Source organism: Stenotrophomonas sp. X, assembly GCF_055721025.1.
The window spans coordinates 1324866-1339172 of record NZ_CM146756.1 but is presented as its reverse complement, the minus strand read 5'-3'; the positions used below and the strand labels follow the sequence as shown (position 1 = coordinate 1339172).

Genomic DNA, 14307 nt, shown 5'->3' with positions numbered 1-14307 from the left:
CATGCCCCCCGTTCCGCCCCGATCCGACGACGCCGACAATGTGACGCCACCGCCGCCGACCGACGCGGCACCTGCGCCCACGCCCGTTGAACCGGCAGTCGCGCCGAAGTATCTCAAGCCCAGCGCGCGCAGCGTGTTGGTGATGGTGGTGGTGGCCCTGCTGGGCATTGCGCTGATCCTGCGCGCCTGGCATCTGTGGCCGTTCACCAGCAGCGTGATGGTGACCGACAACGCCTATGTGCGCGGCCAGATCACCGTGATGGCGCCACAGGTCAACGGCTATGTGACCGAAGTGCTGGTGAAGGATTTCCAGCATGTGAGGCAGGGCGAGCCGCTGCTGCGCATCGATGACCGCATCTATGCCCAACGCGTCGCCCAGGCGCAGGCGACGCTGGACAGTGCGCGTGCGGCGCTGGCCAACTCCGACCAGTCGCAGGCGCAGAACCGTGCGCAGATCGCCTCGGCGCGCGCCACGCTCTCGGCCGGCCAGGCCGAACTGCAGCGCTCGCGCAACGAGCTGAAGCGCTACGAGGAACTGGCCGCGCAGCAGTTGGTGTCGATCAATGACCGCGACAAGTTCCGCACCAGCCAAGCCTCGGCGCAGGCCAGCGTGCAGCAGTCGCAGGCGCAGATCCGCATCGCCGAGGAAACACTGGTGTCGACCCAGGTCGCGCGCAAGAGCCTGGAGGCCCAGGTGGAAAGCGCACAGGCGCAGCTGGAACTGGCCCGCATCGACCTGGCCAACACGGTGATCCACGCACCGCGCGACGGCCAGATCAGTGAAGCCAGCGTGCGCGTGGGCCAGTATGTCGCCGCCGGTTCGCAGCTGCTGTTCCTGGTACCTGACACACTGTGGGTGGTGGCCAACTACAAGGAAGGCCAGACCTGGGGAATGGCGATCGGCCAGCCGGCCACGTTCTCGGTGGACGCGTTCCAGGGGCAGGTGCTGAGGGGCCGCGTACAGGAGATCGCGCCCGCCACCGGATCGGAGTTCAGCGTTTTGCGCCCGGACAATGCCAGCGGCAACTTCACCAAGGTGGTGCAGCGGCTGCCGGTGCGGATATCGATCGATGACGGCCAGAAGCTGGCCGCGCAGCTGCGGCCCGGCATGTCGGTGATCGTGCGGGTGGATACCCGTTCCAAGGCGATGGACTAGGACGCGGGCCCTGTCGCGCCGATATGAAACGGGGTCAGATCCCTTTGCCAATGGCAAAGGGATCTGACCCCAATCCCAGAATGCCGGCCAGCGGGCGGCACTACCATTGCGTTACCCCGCGCAACGCGCGCAGAGTCCGTGCACTTCCAGCGTCTGTGCCTGCGGCTGGAAGCCCAGTTCCTTGGCCCGCTTCTCCAGCTGGCTGACGATCTCGCGGTCTTCCAGCTCCACTGCGCTGTGGCAGCTGTTGCAGATCAGGAATGGCACCGAATGCGCAGCGCTGCTTGGATGATGGCAGGCCACGAAGGCATTCACCGACTCCAGCTTGTGCACAAAGCCATTGGCCATCAGGAAGTCCAGCGCGCGGTACACGGTGGGCGGGGCATCAGCGCCCACGCCCTTGCCGTTGCGCACCCATTCCAGCAGCTCGTAGGCCTTGACCGGCTTGCCGGCCTCGGCGATCAGCTTCAGCACATTGGCGCGGATCGGGGTCAGGCGCAGCCCGCGTTCGCGCGAGACACGCTCGACCACCGCCACGAAATCCGATGCGTCGTGGACGTGGTGGTGCGGGGCGGTACAGGCAGTGGCGGTCTTGGCGGGCATGCGTATTCTCCGGTTCGGGCCTGGCAAGGATGCCTCAGGCCGTTGCTACCTTGGTGATGGCCACATCAATGCGTTTCAAGGCCTGCTCGCGGCCGGCCAGGTACACGGTATGGGAAATGTCAGGACTGACCTGGGTTCCGGTGATGGCCACGCGCAGCGGCTGGGCGACCTTGCCCATGCCGATTCCCAGCGCTGCGGCCGCGTCGTGCAGGGCGACGCCCACCGACTCGGCGGTCCATTCCGGCAGCGCGGCCAGCAGCTCGCGCGCCTTGCCCAGCGCCACATCAGCGCCGGCCTTGAAGTGCTTGGCCACCGCCGCGTCGTCGTACTCGGTCAGCGGCTGGTACCAGACCACGGCTTTCTCGGCCATCTCCTTCAGGGTCTGCACGCGTTCACGCAGGGCGATCACCACATCCTCCGGAGCCGGGCCGGCGGCCACGTCCAGCCCCAGCTTCTGCAGCTGGTAGACCAGGTGCGGCACGATCGCGGCCACGTCCTCGGTCTTCAGGAAGTGCTGGTTGACCCAGCCCAGCTTGGCCATGTCCAGGCGCGAGGCCTTGGAATTGCAGTCCTTCACGTCAAACAGGTCGATCAGTTCCTGGCGGCTGAACAGCTCCTGGTCACCATGCGACCAGCCCAGGCGGGCCAGGTAGCTCAGCAGCGCATCGGGCAGGTAGCCGGCGTCCTTGTACTGCATCACGTCAGCCGCACCGGTGCGCTTGGACAGCTTGGCGCCCTGCTCGTCCAGGATCATCGGCATGTGGCCGAACCTGGGCACCGGCGCGCCGATGCCTTCATACAGGTTGATCTGGCGCGGGGTGTTGTTGATGTGGTCGTCGCCGCGGATGACCTCGGTGATGCCCATGTCCCAGTCGTCCACCACCACCGCAAAGTTGTAGGTGGGGTAGCCGTCCGGGCGGAAGATGACCATGTCATCCAGCTCGCTGTTGGCGATCTCGATGCGGCCCTTGATCAGGTCGTCGAACACCACCGTGCCTTCCAGCGGGTTCTTGAAGCGGATGACGCGGTTCGGGTCGTCCCTGTAGGGCAGGCCCAGATCGCGCGCAGCGCCGTTGTAGCGCGGCTTCTCCTGCCTGGCCATGGCAGCCTCGCGCATGGCATCCAGCTCCTCGCGGGTCTCGTAGGCGTAGTACGCCTTGCCCTCGGCAATCAGCTGCTCGGCCACTTCCTGGTAACGGGCGACGCGGTCGGTCTGGTAGATCGGGCCTTCGTCGTAGTCCAGGCCCAGCCACTCCATCGCCTCCAGGATCGCGTCGATCGCGCCCTGGGTGCTGCGTTCACGGTCGGTGTCCTCGATGCGCAGCACGAACTCGCCGCCACGGTGGCGGGCCTCCAGCCAGCAGTACAGCGCGGTGCGGGCACCACCGATGTGCAGGTAGCCAGTGGGACTGGGGGCGAAGCGGGTGCGGCAGGTCATGGACGGCTCGAGGAACGGGAATTCCCCGATTTTACCAGCCCACCGCCCCCGACGGAAAAAGGGGACGGAGGGGATTAAGTCGCGATTGCCCGGCCGCTGGGCCTGCAACCGAGAAACGGAGGGGAGAAACGACTTAATCCCCTCCGTCCCCTTTTACGGTTCTGCCTTTCGCGGGAAGGACGATTCGCGCATTGCGGCGTTGTAGGCGAACGAAGCGACGATGGCCGCGGCCTGCTTCAGGTCTTCCGGTTCGGCGTGGTCCCAGGTGTCCAGGTGGCTGTGGTGGACGTTGGTGAAGTAGTCCAGCCGGTCCTGGATGAACTGGAAGCCCGGCAGGCCGATGCGATCGAAGCTGATGTGGTCGGTACTGCCGGTGTTGCGGGTGGCCACGGTGGTGGCGCCCACGTCATGGAACGGCGCCAGCCAGGCTTCGAAGATCGGCATCGCCGCCAGGTTTTCCTGCGCGTAGATGCCACGGAAGCGGCCCGAGCCGTTGTCCATGTTGAAGTAGACCTGGAACTTGCTGTAATCGCGGGTCTTCTGCAGTGCACCGGTCGGCTCGCGCAGCGACGCCGGCAGCGCTTTCTGGGCCGGGTCGGTCGGCTCCGGGAACTTGCCGAAGTGCTTGGCCACGTAGGCCTGCGAGCCGATCAGGCCCTGCTCCTCGCCGCTCCACAGCGCCACGCGGATGGTGCGCCTGGGCTTGGCGCCGGTGGCCTTGAGGATGCGCATCGCCTCCATCATCACCGCCACGCCGGCGGCGTTGTCGGCCGCACCGGTGCCGCTGTGCCACGAATCCAGGTGCGCACCGATCATCACCACTTCATCGGGCTTGCTGCTGCCGCGGATCTCGGCCAGCGTGTTGTAGCCGGGCTGGTCGGCCTCGTCGGTGAAGCGCGCCGCTACATCCACGCGCAGGCGCACCGTCTGCTTGGCCTGAAGCGCGCGCACCAGCGGATTGAAGTGCTCGCTGATCATCGCCAGCTCGGGGATGCCCACCGACTCCCCGGCCTTGCGCGAACCACCACCGGCAACGCGGATGATGCCGTTGTCCCAGCTGCTGATGCTGATCGAGGCCAGCGCGCCTTCTTCGACGAAGAACGCATTGACCTTGGCCGCCAGCTGCTGGCGTTCCTGGTACTCCTTGACCCGCTTGGCACGTTCGGCGGTGGCGTCCTTGTCCTTGGGCAGGGTGAACTCCTGCAGGCCCTCCAGCGAGGTGGCGTCGTGGCGATGCGAATCCGCCTCGGTGCCGCGCTTGTACTCGCGCGCCTCGCCCAGCAGCAGGATCTTGCCGCGCAGCTTGCCGCGGTACTTCTCGATGTCTTCGGGCTTCTTGATCTCGACCTGGACCAGCTCGCCTTCAACCGGCCCCTTGGTGCCCGGCGTCCAGGCCTTGGGCAGTGCATGCAGCGGCTGCACGCGGTCGCCCAGCATCTCCACGCTGACCGAAGTGAACTCCCAGCCGCGCCCGAAGTCGTCGAAGGCCTCGTCGTGGACGTTGTCCAGCTTCCATTCGTTGAACTTGCCGCGGGTCCAGGCGTTGGCGCGGCCCATCGCCGGCGAGTTGGTCAGGCGCGGGCCGATGCGCTCGGTGAGATAGCTGAAGGTGTCCATCACCTGCGAGCGGTGGAAGGCCTCCTGGCGGATGCGGCTGACCATGTCCAGGTCCACCGTCTCGCGCTGCTGCGCCCCTGCGTTGCCACCCATCGCCAGCGCTGCAGCCAGCACGCCCCACTTCAACACATCGCACCCCTGCCCTTCGGCTCGATCATCAACCCATCGAGTCTAGCCAGCCGGGGCGCGGCGATACCGTCCCATCGGTCATGGACGGCGCGGAAGCGTGCGAACCAAGGTTCGCACCCACACCAGTAGATCCACGCCGTGCGTGGATGAACAGCCCAATCACCCGCTCCATCCCAACCACAACTGCGCCCGCTCCGGCAGCAACAGCAACCAGTGCCGCCGGTCGATGCTGCTGCAGCCGTACACCGCCGCGTGTGCCGGCCAGTCATCCGGAAGACCGCCGATGCCGATCTCGGCCAATGCCTCCGCGCCGGCCTTCCATGGCCGGTAGCGCGGCACCCGGCCGGCCACCACGCCGCGTCCCTGCCGCGCACCTTGCAGCCAACGCAATCCCTGCCCCTGCAATCCTTCGCAGGTCACCGCCGCCAGCTGGAAGCGGACCAGGCCGGGGGCGATCCGCGCCCCCGGCAGGGCCGCCAGCACGCCATGTGCCTGCAGCAGTGCATCCACTTCCAGCAGGGCCGGAACGCCCTGCTGTGCCCGTTGCCGCAATCCCTGGCGCCAGCCCATGGGGTGCTCCTTACTTCAGGTCCGCGCCGAGCGCGTACCAGTCGACCCGGCGGGTCACCCACATCGCCAGCGCCAGGATCACGAACAGCAGCAGCGACCCCATCAGCAGTGCGTTGTTCTCCGACACCAGCAGGCCATACAGCGCGCCGTACAGCACGGTCAGCAGGGCCGCGAAGCCGAGGCCGCGCTTCCAATGGCCCAGCACGTTGGCCAGGTACACCGCCTGCAGGCCGATACAGGCCACCGCCGAAACCAGGTAGGCCTTCCAGAACGCGATGTGTTCGGACAGGCTGATCAGCAGCAGGAAGAAGATTGCCAGCGCCAGGCCGACCATCAGGTACTGCAGCGGGTGGATGCGCAGCGACTTGATCAGCTCGAACAGGATGAAGCCGACGAAGGTCAGCAGCACGAACAGCACGCCGTACTTGGACGCACGGTCGGCCTGGGTGTAGGTATCGACCGGATCGACCAGCGACACCGTCACTGCCTGCGAGTCGACCGAACCTTCATTGCGCAGCTGCCGCTGTGCGTCGGAGGCCAGCGAGGACACCGCCCAGCGCGCGTCGAATCCCTGTGCATCAACGCGCCGCTCGTTGGGCAGGAACGCACCGCTGAACGACGGATGCGGCCAGCTCGAACGCAGCGCGATGTGGGTGTCATCGCCCACCGGCACCACCGACAGCATACGGCTGCCATCCAGGCGCAGCTCCAGTTCAACGGTGCTGGCCGCCAGCGTGCCGCCCTGATCCGCAGCGAAACCGGCCACCGGCGCATGCAGGCCACGGCCGACTTCGCTGGCCACGCCGACGCCCGGCAGCAGGCGCAGCTGCTTGCCATCCACGCGCAGGTTCGGTGTACCGACCAGGCCGCGCACATCGGAAATTCCCACCGCCACATACGGCTGGCCATACGTGCGCCCTGCCTTCACCGGATAATCGTCAGCGGCGAAGCTCGCCTTCATCTGGCCGTTCCAGCTGTACACCGGCACCTTGAACAGGCCGACTTCGCGCTGGCTCGGCAGCATCTCACCGCCCACCTCCAGCGACGCCGGCATCTGCAGCCAGTGCCCCTCGGTGACCTGCACCTCGGTCTTCTTGACGCCCAGCGGGTCAACCAGTTCAACCTGCTTGCGTTCCACCCACGGCACCACCCGCACCGGGCCCACCAGCTGCTGCGTGCCCGCACGGCTGTCGGCCACCCGCGCAAAGGCCTCGTCGCGGTACTGGCTGCGTTCGGTGATCACCCCGCGGATCATCATCAGCGGCACCAGCAACAACAGGATCAGCCCGCCGACAATGGCGAACCGCAGCAGCATCTTCAGGGATTTCATGGTCCATCCTCGTTGGAGAGGGCTGCAGGATGGACCGCTGCGGTGAGCAGGGTTTGTGGCGAATTTGAAGCGAGTGTGAAGTCAGCGGCGCGGGCGCTGGCCCGCTGCACCCAACGGCAGCCACAGGCTTGCCACCGTGCCACCGCCATCGCGGGCGTCGAGGCTGGCGCGTCCGTCATGCAGGCGAGCCACTTCCTGCACGAACGGCAGGCCCAGGCCGGAACTGCGCCGGCCGCTGCCGGGGCGGGCCAGCGAATAGAAGCGTTCGAACACCCGTTCGCGCGCGTAGTCGGGAATGCCGGCACCGCGATCCGCTACCTGCAGGCGCACGCCCGGCCCGTCCACCTCGGCCTGCAGCGCGATGTCCGCGCCGGGCGGTGAGAAAGCAATGGCGTTGTCGATCAGGTTGTGCAACGCCTGCCGCAGCAGATAGGCATCACCCTGCACGCGCAGGTCGGGCACGCTGCCGATGCGCACCTGCACGCCGGCCGCCTGCGCACGCACCTGCGCGGCCGCCGCCGCATCGGCCAGCAGCGTGGGCAGCGCGATCGGATCGCGGGTCTGCAGCCAGCCGTGCTGTTCCACTTCGGCCAGCGCCAGCAGCTTGTCGATCGTCTCGGTCAGCCGCTCCTGTTGATCAACGATGCTGCGTGCGAAATGCACGCGGTCGGCCTCCGGCAGCGGCTCCTGCAGCAGCTCGGCGGCACCGCGGATCGCCGCCAACGGACTCTTCATTTCATGCGTCAGCGACTGCACGTACTGCTCGACGTAGGCCTTGCCCTCCAGCTTGCGGCGCATCGTTTCCAGTGCCTGGCCCAGGTCGCCGATCTCGTCGCGGCGACGCCGCGGCGGTGGCACCGGTTCGCCGGCGCTGACCGCGCGTGCATAGCGGCTGAGCTGGCCAAGGCCCGTGGTGAGCCACATCGTCACCAGCACGCCGACCAGCGCCGACAATCCGATCAGCCAGGCGCCGCGCTCGATGATGGCGCGCTGGCTGGCCGCAATGAACGGATCGATGCTGCGGTTGGGCTGGGCCAGGCTGAGCACGCCGATCAGGGTGCGGCCATCGGCCGGGTCGTATACCGGCGCCGCCACATGCATCACCGTATCGCCTTCTTCGCCTGGCACTTCCGGGCTGGAGCGGGCGCCGTACTCGCCACGCAGGGTGCGGTAGACATCGTTCCAGCGCGAATTGTCACGCCCCAGGTCGCGGCCCAGCGAGTCGTAGATGACGATGCCCTTGGCATCGGTGATGGTCACCCGGTAGTCCAGTGAGCGCTTGGGAAAGCGCCAGACCATCGCCTTCAGGTCACGCTGCCGCGCCTTGGCCAGGTTGCGGGTGAAGCTGCCGCTGCGGATGGTGCCGTCCTTGACATCGGCCGCCGCCATCTCGGCCAGCACGTTGGCGGCATCGACCAGGGTCGATTCCATCGCCTGGCGCACACCCGGCTTCACTTCGTTGACGAACACGCGCATCACGAAGAACGCGGCGATGCCGGTGATCAGGAAGAAGCCGAGGAACAGCTTCAGGACCAGGCGCATCGGCTAGACCTCCAGCGCGTAGCCGAGGCCACGGTGGGTGCGGATCGGGTCGTCGCTGGCACCGGCTGCGCGCAGCTTGGCGCGCAACGTCTTTACATGGGTGTCGACGGTGCGGTCGGCACTGTCGGCGCTGCTGTCCCAGCCGCGATCCATCAACTGGGCGCGACTGAGAATGGCGCCCGGCCGCTGCAGCAGCGCTTCCAGCAACGCGTACTCGTAGCGGGTCAGGTCCAGCGCGTGGCCGCGGAAGCGGATGCGCCGGCCTTCGCGGTCGATGGCGAAGGCACCATGCTCCTGCCAGCCCGCATCGGCGCCGGGGGCTGCCGCGACCGGTGCCGCGCGACGCAGGCGCGCACGCACCCGCGCCACCAGCTCACGCGGCGAGAACGGCTTGGTCATGTAATCGTCGGCGCCCAGTTCCAGGCCCAGCACGCGGTCCACTTCATCGTTGCGGGCGGTCAGGAAGATCACCGGCAGCTGGGCCGCCGGCCCGGGCTGCGCGCGCAGCCGCCGGCACACCTCGAAGCCGCCCAGGTCGGGCAGGCCCACGTCCAGCACCACCACGTCGATATCCCCGGCCTGCAGGCGCTTCAGGGCCTCGCCACCGAGCAGGCAGTGGCTGGCGGCATAGCCCTCGCTGCGCAGCGCATAAAGCACGGTTTCGGCGATGGCGGCTTCGTCTTCGACGACCAGGACATGGGCAACAGGAGCTGTCATGGCGCGCAGCATAGCCGCTGCGGCTGCCGCCCCGTACACTGCCGCCCATGAACTATCGCCACGCCTTCCATGCCGGCAACCACGCCGATGTGCTCAAGCACATCGTGCAGCTGGCCCTGATCGACAGCTTCAAGCGCAAGGACAGCCCGTTCTTCGTGCTCGATACCCACGGCGGTGCCGGCCGTTACCTGCTGGCCAGCGAAGAGAGCCGCAAGACCCTCGAGGCCGAGTCCGGGATCATGCGGCTGATGGCCCAGCCCAGGCTGCCGGAGGTGGTCGAGCGCTACCTGAAGGCGGTGCAGGCCGACAATCCCGTGGGCGCACTGACCAACTACCCGGGCTCGCCGCTGCTGAGCGCACAGGCCATGCGTGCGCAGGACCGCATGGCGGTCTGCGAGCTGCAGGAAGCCGAAGCGGCCACGTTGAAGGCCCTGTTTGCCCATGACAGCCGCGTCGACGTGCGCCCCGGCGATGGTTACGCCCTGCTGCGCTCGCTGCTGCCGCCCAGGTTCAACGGCAGCAAGATCGGCCGAGGCCTGGTGCTGATCGACCCCCCGTACGAGGCCCAGGACGCCGAATACCAGAACATCCTGGCCGCCCTGGCCGAGACCTTGGCACGCTGGCCGCAGGCCACCTGTGCGGTCTGGTTCCCGATCAAGCAGCGCCGCACCATCCTGCACTTCCTGCGCAAGGCCACCGCCCTGCCGGTGAAATCGGCGATGACGATCGAGTTCCTGGTGCGCCCGGACGACTCACCGCTGCGCCTCAACGGCAGCGGCATGCTGCTGCTCAACCCGCCGTGGCAGTTCGACCGCGTGGTCGGCCCGGCCCTGCCGGCGCTGCGCCAGCACCTGGGCGAACCCGGGGCCAGCACCCGCCTGGACTGGCTCAAAGCCCCCGAATAACGGCCTTCACGAGGCTGTACCGCCGTGAGCCTTTCGTTCACGGAACGCAGCCCCGGTGATGCCACAATCGATGGACCACCAAGGAATCACCCGGTATGGCCACTCGCAACCGCATGCCGCCCTGGCATGAGATCTTCAAGGCTCCCAGCGGCCACGAGCTGCTGATCCGCCCCATCCGCCCGGAAGACGGCGCACCGCTGCAAGCGGCATTCAGCCTGTTCGGGCCGGAAGAAATCCGTGATCGTTTCCTGCAGGCGGTGACCGAGCTGTCGCCGGAAACCACCCAGCGCCTGACCCACCCCAACCCCAAGACCGAGATCACCCTGGTCGCAGCCGAGTCCCTGCCCGCTGGCGAAGCGGTGGTCGGCGCGGTCGCCCGGGCCTCGATCATCCCCGGCACCCGTGAAGCCGAGTACGCGATCCTGATCAGCCGCTTCCTGATCGGCCAAGGCCTGGGACGGCAGCTGATGCGCAAGCTGGTGAAGTGGGGCCGTGGCAAGTACCTGGACCGCCTGTACGGCGACGTTGCCGCCGAGAACGAACCGATGAAGCAGCTGGCCGCGTCGCTGGGCTTCAAGCCGGTGCCGCACCCGACCGGCGCCGAAGGCCTGGTCCGGATGGTGCTGGAGCTGGACAACTGACGGATGCGCCGGGCCCTGCCCGGCCACGTCTCCCGGTAGTGCCAGCCGCTGGCCGGCATTCCGCTCCGCCAACGGCACATGAGGCTGCCGGCAACCGGCCGGCACGACGCACAGGAGCCGGATCGGGCTTCTGCTAAAATCCGGGGTCCATGTCGCGTACCTCATACCCCGCCCCGCCGCTGCCGCGCGCCGGCCAGCTCCGCGCCTGGTGGCGCGCCCCCGCCTCGCCCACCGCACTGGCCTGGTACCTGGCCCAGGCAGCGCGCGTGCACGACGCTCCGCTGCTGGTGATCGCCCGTGACAACCACGGCGCCAACCAGCTCGAAGCCGACCTGCAGACCCTGCTCGGTGGCGACCCGGCCCTGCCGGTGGTCGCCTTCCCGGACTGGGAAACCCTGCCCTACGACCGCTTCAGCCCGCATCCGGACATCATCTCGCAGCGCCTGGCTGCCCTGCACCGCCTGCCCACGCTGAAGCGTGGCCTGGTGATCGTGCCGGTGCAGACCCTGCTGCAGCAGCTGGCCCCGCGCAGCTACGTGATTGGTGGCAGCTTCGACCTGAAGGTCGGCCAGCGCCTGGATCTGGAAGCCGAGAAGCGCCGCCTGGAAAGCGCCGGCTACCGCAACGTGCCGCAGGTGATGGACCCGGGTGACTTCGCCGTGCGCGGCGGCCTGCTCGACGTGTTCCCGATGGGCGCCGACGAGCCGCTGCGGGTGGAACTGCTGGACGAGGACATCGATTCGATCCGTGCCTTCGACCCGGAAAGCCAGCGTTCGCTGGACAAGGTCGAGGCCGTGCACATGCTGCCGGGCCGCGAAGTGCCCATGGACGAGGCCAGCATCGCCCGCGTGCTGGCCACGCTGCGCGAGCGCTTCGATGTCGATACCCGGCGCAGCGCGCTGTACCAGGATCTGAAATCCGGGCTGGCGCCGGCCGGCGTCGAGTACTACCTGCCGCTGTTCTTCGAGCGCACCGCAACCCTGTTCGACTACCTGCCCAGCGGCAGCCTGCCGGTGGTCTATGCCGGTGCCGGCGAAGCCGCCGAGGCGTTCTGGGCGCAGACCGGCGAGCGTTATGAGCAGCGCCGCCACGATGTGGAACGGCCGCTGCTGCCGCCGTCGGCGCTGTACCTGTCGCCGGAGCTACTGCGAGAGCGCCTGAATGATGCCCCGCGCATCGAGGTATGGGCCGCCGACCACGCACGCATCGCCGACGCGCACGCGCTGGGTGACCAGCCGCTGCCCCCGCTGCCGGTGGCCGCACGCGAAGCCCCCCCCGGCGATGCGCTGAAATCCTTCCTCGGCCATTATCCGGGCCGGGTACTGATCGCCGCCGATTCGCCCGGCCGCCGCGAGGCACTGCTGGAAGTGCTGCAGGCCGCCGAGCTGAAGCCGCCGGTGGTGGCCGACCTGCCCAGTTTCCTCGCTAGCGATGCGCGCTTCGCGATCGCGGTGGCGCCGCTGGAAGATGGCTTCGCGCTGGACGATCCGCGCATCGCGGTGCTGACCGAGCGCCAGCTGTTCCCCGAGCGCGCCGGCAGCACCCGGCGTACGCGCCGCGCCGGCCGCGAGCCGGAAGCGATCATCCGCGACCTCGGCGAGCTGACCGAGGGTGCGCCGATCGTGCACGAGGACCATGGCGTCGGCCGCTACCGTGGCCTGATCGCGATGGACGTCGGCGGCATGCCCGGCGAGTTCCTCGAGATCGAATATGCCAAGGGCGACCGCCTGTATGTACCGGTCGCCCAGCTGCACCTGATCAGCCGCTACTCCGGCGCTTCGGCGGAGACAGCGCCACTGCATTCGCTCGGTGGCGAGCAGTGGAGCAAGGCCAAGCGCAAGGCCGCCGAGAAGGTGCGCGACGTGGCCGCCGAACTGCTGGAGATCCAGGCCCGCCGCCAGGCGCGTGCCGGCCTGGCACTGCAGGTGGACCGCGCGATGTACGAGCCGTTCGCCGCCGGTTTCCCGTTCGAGGAAACCCCCGACCAGCTGGCTGCGATCGATGCCACCCTGCGCGACCTGGCCAGCAGCCAGCCGATGGACCGCGTGGTCTGCGGCGACGTCGGCTTCGGCAAGACCGAGGTGGCGGTGCGCGCTGCATTTGCTGCGGCCAGTGCCGGCAAGCAGGTGGCGGTGCTGGTGCCGACCACGCTGCTGGCCGAGCAGCATTACCGCAACTTCCGCGACCGTTTCGCCGATTACCCGCTGAAGGTCGAAGTGCTGTCGCGCTTCAAGACCAGCAAGGAAATCAAGGCCGAACTGGAGAAGGTGGCCGCTGGCACCATCGACGTCATCGTCGGCACCCATCGCCTGCTGCAGCCGGACGTGAAGTTCAAGGACCTGGGCATGGTCATCGTCGACGAGGAGCAGCGATTCGGCGTGCGCCAGAAGGAGGCGCTGAAGGCGCTGCGCGCCAATGTGCACCTGCTGACCCTGACCGCCACGCCGATCCCGCGCACCTTGAACATGGCCATGGCCGGCCTGCGTGACCTGTCGATCATCGCCACGCCACCGCCGAACCGGCTGGCGGTGCAGACCTTCATCACCCAGTGGGACAACGCGCTGCTGCGCGAAGCCTTCCAGCGCGAACTGGCGCGCGGTGGCCAGCTGTACTTCCTGCACAACGATGTGGAGAGCATCGGCCGCATGCAGCGCGAGCTGTCCGAGCTGGTGCCGGAGGCACGCATCGGCATCGCCCACGGGCAGATGCCCGAGCGCGAACTGGAAAAGGTGATGCTGGATTTCCAGAAGCAGCGCTTCAACGTGCTGCTGTCGACCACGATCATCGAATCGGGCATCGACATCCCCAACGCCAACACCATCATCATCAACCGTGCCGACCGTTTCGGCCTGGCCCAGCTGCACCAGCTGCGTGGCCGCGTCGGCCGTTCGCACCACCGTGCCTACGCCTACCTGATCACCCCCGACCGTCGCGCGATCACCCCCGACGCCGAGAAGCGCCTGGAAGCGATCGCCTCGATGGACGAGCTGGGCGCCGGCTTCACCCTGGCCACCCACGATCTGGAAATCCGCGGCGCCGGTGAACTGCTTGGCGAGGACCAGAGCGGGCAGATGGCCGAGGTCGGCTTCAGCCTGTATACGGAGCTGCTGGAACGCGCGGTACGCAGCATCAAGCAGGGCAAGCTGCCCGACCTGGATGCCGGTGAGGAAGTGCGCGGCGCCGAGGTCGAGCTGCATGTGCCGGCGCTGATCCCGGAAGACTACCTGCCGGACGTGCACACCCGCCTGACCCTGTACAAGCGCATTTCCAGCGCGCGCGACAGCGATGCGCTGCGCGAACTGCAGGTGGAGATGATCGACCGCTTCGGCCTGCTGCCGGATGCAGCCAAGCACCTGTTCGCCATCGCCGAGCTGAAGCTGAAAGCCAATACGCTGGGCATCCGCAAGCTCGACCTGGGCGAGAACGGCGGCCGCATCGTGTTCGAGTCCAAGCCGAACATCGATCCGATGGCGGTGATCCAGCTGATCCAGAAACAACCGAACCTCTATGCCATGGAAGGGCCCGACAAGCTGCGCATCAAGCACCCGCTGCCGTTGCCGGAAGACCGCTTCAATGCGGCCCGCGCCCTTCTGACCACCCTCGCCCCGGGTTGATCGCCCCCCCCGAACACCCCGCACCGGTCCCCACCCGGTGCGGGC

At 67.8% G+C, this 14307-nt stretch carries 11 protein-coding genes; 4 read left to right on the top strand and 7 right to left on the bottom strand.

What is annotated here, in order from left to right; translation table 11 throughout:
- Window position 1 precedes the first annotated feature (1 nt).
- Complete coding sequence (locus tag ACZ75I_RS06095; RefSeq protein WP_180869291.1) at window positions 2–1156, top strand: HlyD family secretion protein; 1155 nt, start codon at window positions 2–4, stop codon at window positions 1154–1156.
- Window positions 1157–1267: 111 nt separating this feature from the next.
- On the opposite strand, the gene ACZ75I_RS06090 is transcribed toward ACZ75I_RS06095, so the two are convergent.
- The 7 genes from ACZ75I_RS06090 to creB form a co-directional block, all read right to left on the bottom strand.
- Complete coding sequence (locus tag ACZ75I_RS06090; protein WP_005415799.1) at window positions 1268–1759, bottom strand: Fur family transcriptional regulator; 492 nt, start codon at window positions 1757–1759, stop codon at window positions 1268–1270.
- 34 nt (window positions 1760–1793) lie between these two features.
- A complete protein-coding gene (gene gltX, locus ACZ75I_RS06085; protein ID WP_472958823.1) occupies window positions 1794–3197 on the bottom strand; it encodes a glutamate--tRNA ligase in 1404 nt (467 codons plus the stop codon).
- 153 nt (window positions 3198–3350) lie between these two features.
- Window positions 3351–4943, bottom strand: a complete 1593-nt coding sequence (locus tag ACZ75I_RS06080) for a M20/M25/M40 family metallo-hydrolase (RefSeq protein ID WP_472958822.1) — start codon at window positions 4941–4943, stop codon at window positions 3351–3353.
- A gap of 159 nt (window positions 4944–5102) precedes the next feature.
- Window positions 5103–5513, bottom strand: coding sequence for a hypothetical protein (locus ACZ75I_RS06075; protein WP_472958821.1), 411 nt, complete (start codon window positions 5511–5513; stop codon window positions 5103–5105).
- Window positions 5514–5523: 10 nt separating this feature from the next.
- Window positions 5524–6843: a cell envelope integrity protein CreD gene (gene creD / locus ACZ75I_RS06070; RefSeq protein ID WP_049413546.1), complete on the bottom strand. Its 1320-nt coding sequence runs from the start codon at window positions 6841–6843 to the stop codon at window positions 5524–5526.
- A gap of 81 nt (window positions 6844–6924) precedes the next feature.
- Entirely contained in the window at window positions 6925–8385 is a 1461-nt protein-coding gene (gene creC, locus ACZ75I_RS06065) for a two-component system sensor histidine kinase CreC (RefSeq protein ID WP_065197072.1), read from the bottom strand.
- A gap of 3 nt (window positions 8386–8388) precedes the next feature.
- On the bottom strand, window positions 8389–9114 hold the full coding sequence (creB, locus tag ACZ75I_RS06060; RefSeq protein ID WP_072166850.1) for a two-component system response regulator CreB: 726 nt from the start codon (window positions 9112–9114) through the stop codon (window positions 8389–8391).
- A 35-nt stretch (window positions 9115–9149) separates the two neighbouring features.
- Here creB and ACZ75I_RS06055 point away from each other — a divergent pair, with 35 nt between their 5' ends.
- The 3 genes from ACZ75I_RS06055 to mfd all read left to right on the top strand — a co-directional run bounded on the left by ACZ75I_RS06055 (window position 9150) and on the right by mfd (window position 14262).
- Window positions 9150–10007, top strand: coding sequence for a 23S rRNA (adenine(2030)-N(6))-methyltransferase RlmJ (locus ACZ75I_RS06055; RefSeq protein ID WP_111201451.1), 858 nt, complete (start codon window positions 9150–9152; stop codon window positions 10005–10007).
- Between the two features lie 95 nt (window positions 10008–10102).
- Window positions 10103–10648: a GNAT family N-acetyltransferase gene (locus tag ACZ75I_RS06050; RefSeq protein ID WP_004150340.1), complete on the top strand. Its 546-nt coding sequence runs from the start codon at window positions 10103–10105 to the stop codon at window positions 10646–10648.
- Window positions 10649–10797: 149 nt separating this feature from the next.
- Complete coding sequence (gene mfd, locus ACZ75I_RS06045; RefSeq protein WP_472958820.1) at window positions 10798–14262, top strand: transcription-repair coupling factor; 3465 nt, start codon at window positions 10798–10800, stop codon at window positions 14260–14262.
- Window positions 14263–14307 lie beyond the last annotated feature (45 nt).

Excerpts from the sequence above, each read along its gene's own strand:
- ACZ75I_RS06095 (WP_180869291.1), top strand. The coding sequence starts at position 2 with ATGCCCCCCGTTCCGCCCCGATCCGACGACGCCGACAATGTGACGCCA.
- ACZ75I_RS06090 (WP_005415799.1), bottom strand. The coding sequence starts at position 1,759 with ATGCCCGCCAAGACCGCCACTGCCTGTACCGCCCCGCACCACCACGTC.
- gltX (WP_472958823.1), bottom strand. The coding sequence starts at position 3,197 with ATGACCTGCCGCACCCGCTTCGCCCCCAGTCCCACTGGCTACCTGCAC.
- ACZ75I_RS06075 (WP_472958821.1), bottom strand. The coding sequence starts at position 5,513 with ATGGGCTGGCGCCAGGGATTGCGGCAACGGGCACAGCAGGGCGTTCCG.
- creD (WP_049413546.1), bottom strand. The coding sequence starts at position 6,843 with ATGAAATCCCTGAAGATGCTGCTGCGGTTCGCCATTGTCGGCGGGCTG.
- creC (WP_065197072.1), bottom strand. The coding sequence starts at position 8,385 with ATGCGCCTGGTCCTGAAGCTGTTCCTCGGCTTCTTCCTGATCACCGGC.
- creB (WP_072166850.1), bottom strand. The coding sequence starts at position 9,114 with ATGCTGCGCGCCATGACAGCTCCTGTTGCCCATGTCCTGGTCGTCGAA.
- ACZ75I_RS06055 (WP_111201451.1), top strand. The coding sequence starts at position 9,150 with ATGAACTATCGCCACGCCTTCCATGCCGGCAACCACGCCGATGTGCTC.
- ACZ75I_RS06050 (WP_004150340.1), top strand. The coding sequence starts at position 10,103 with ATGGCCACTCGCAACCGCATGCCGCCCTGGCATGAGATCTTCAAGGCT.
- mfd (WP_472958820.1), top strand. The coding sequence starts at position 10,798 with ATGTCGCGTACCTCATACCCCGCCCCGCCGCTGCCGCGCGCCGGCCAG.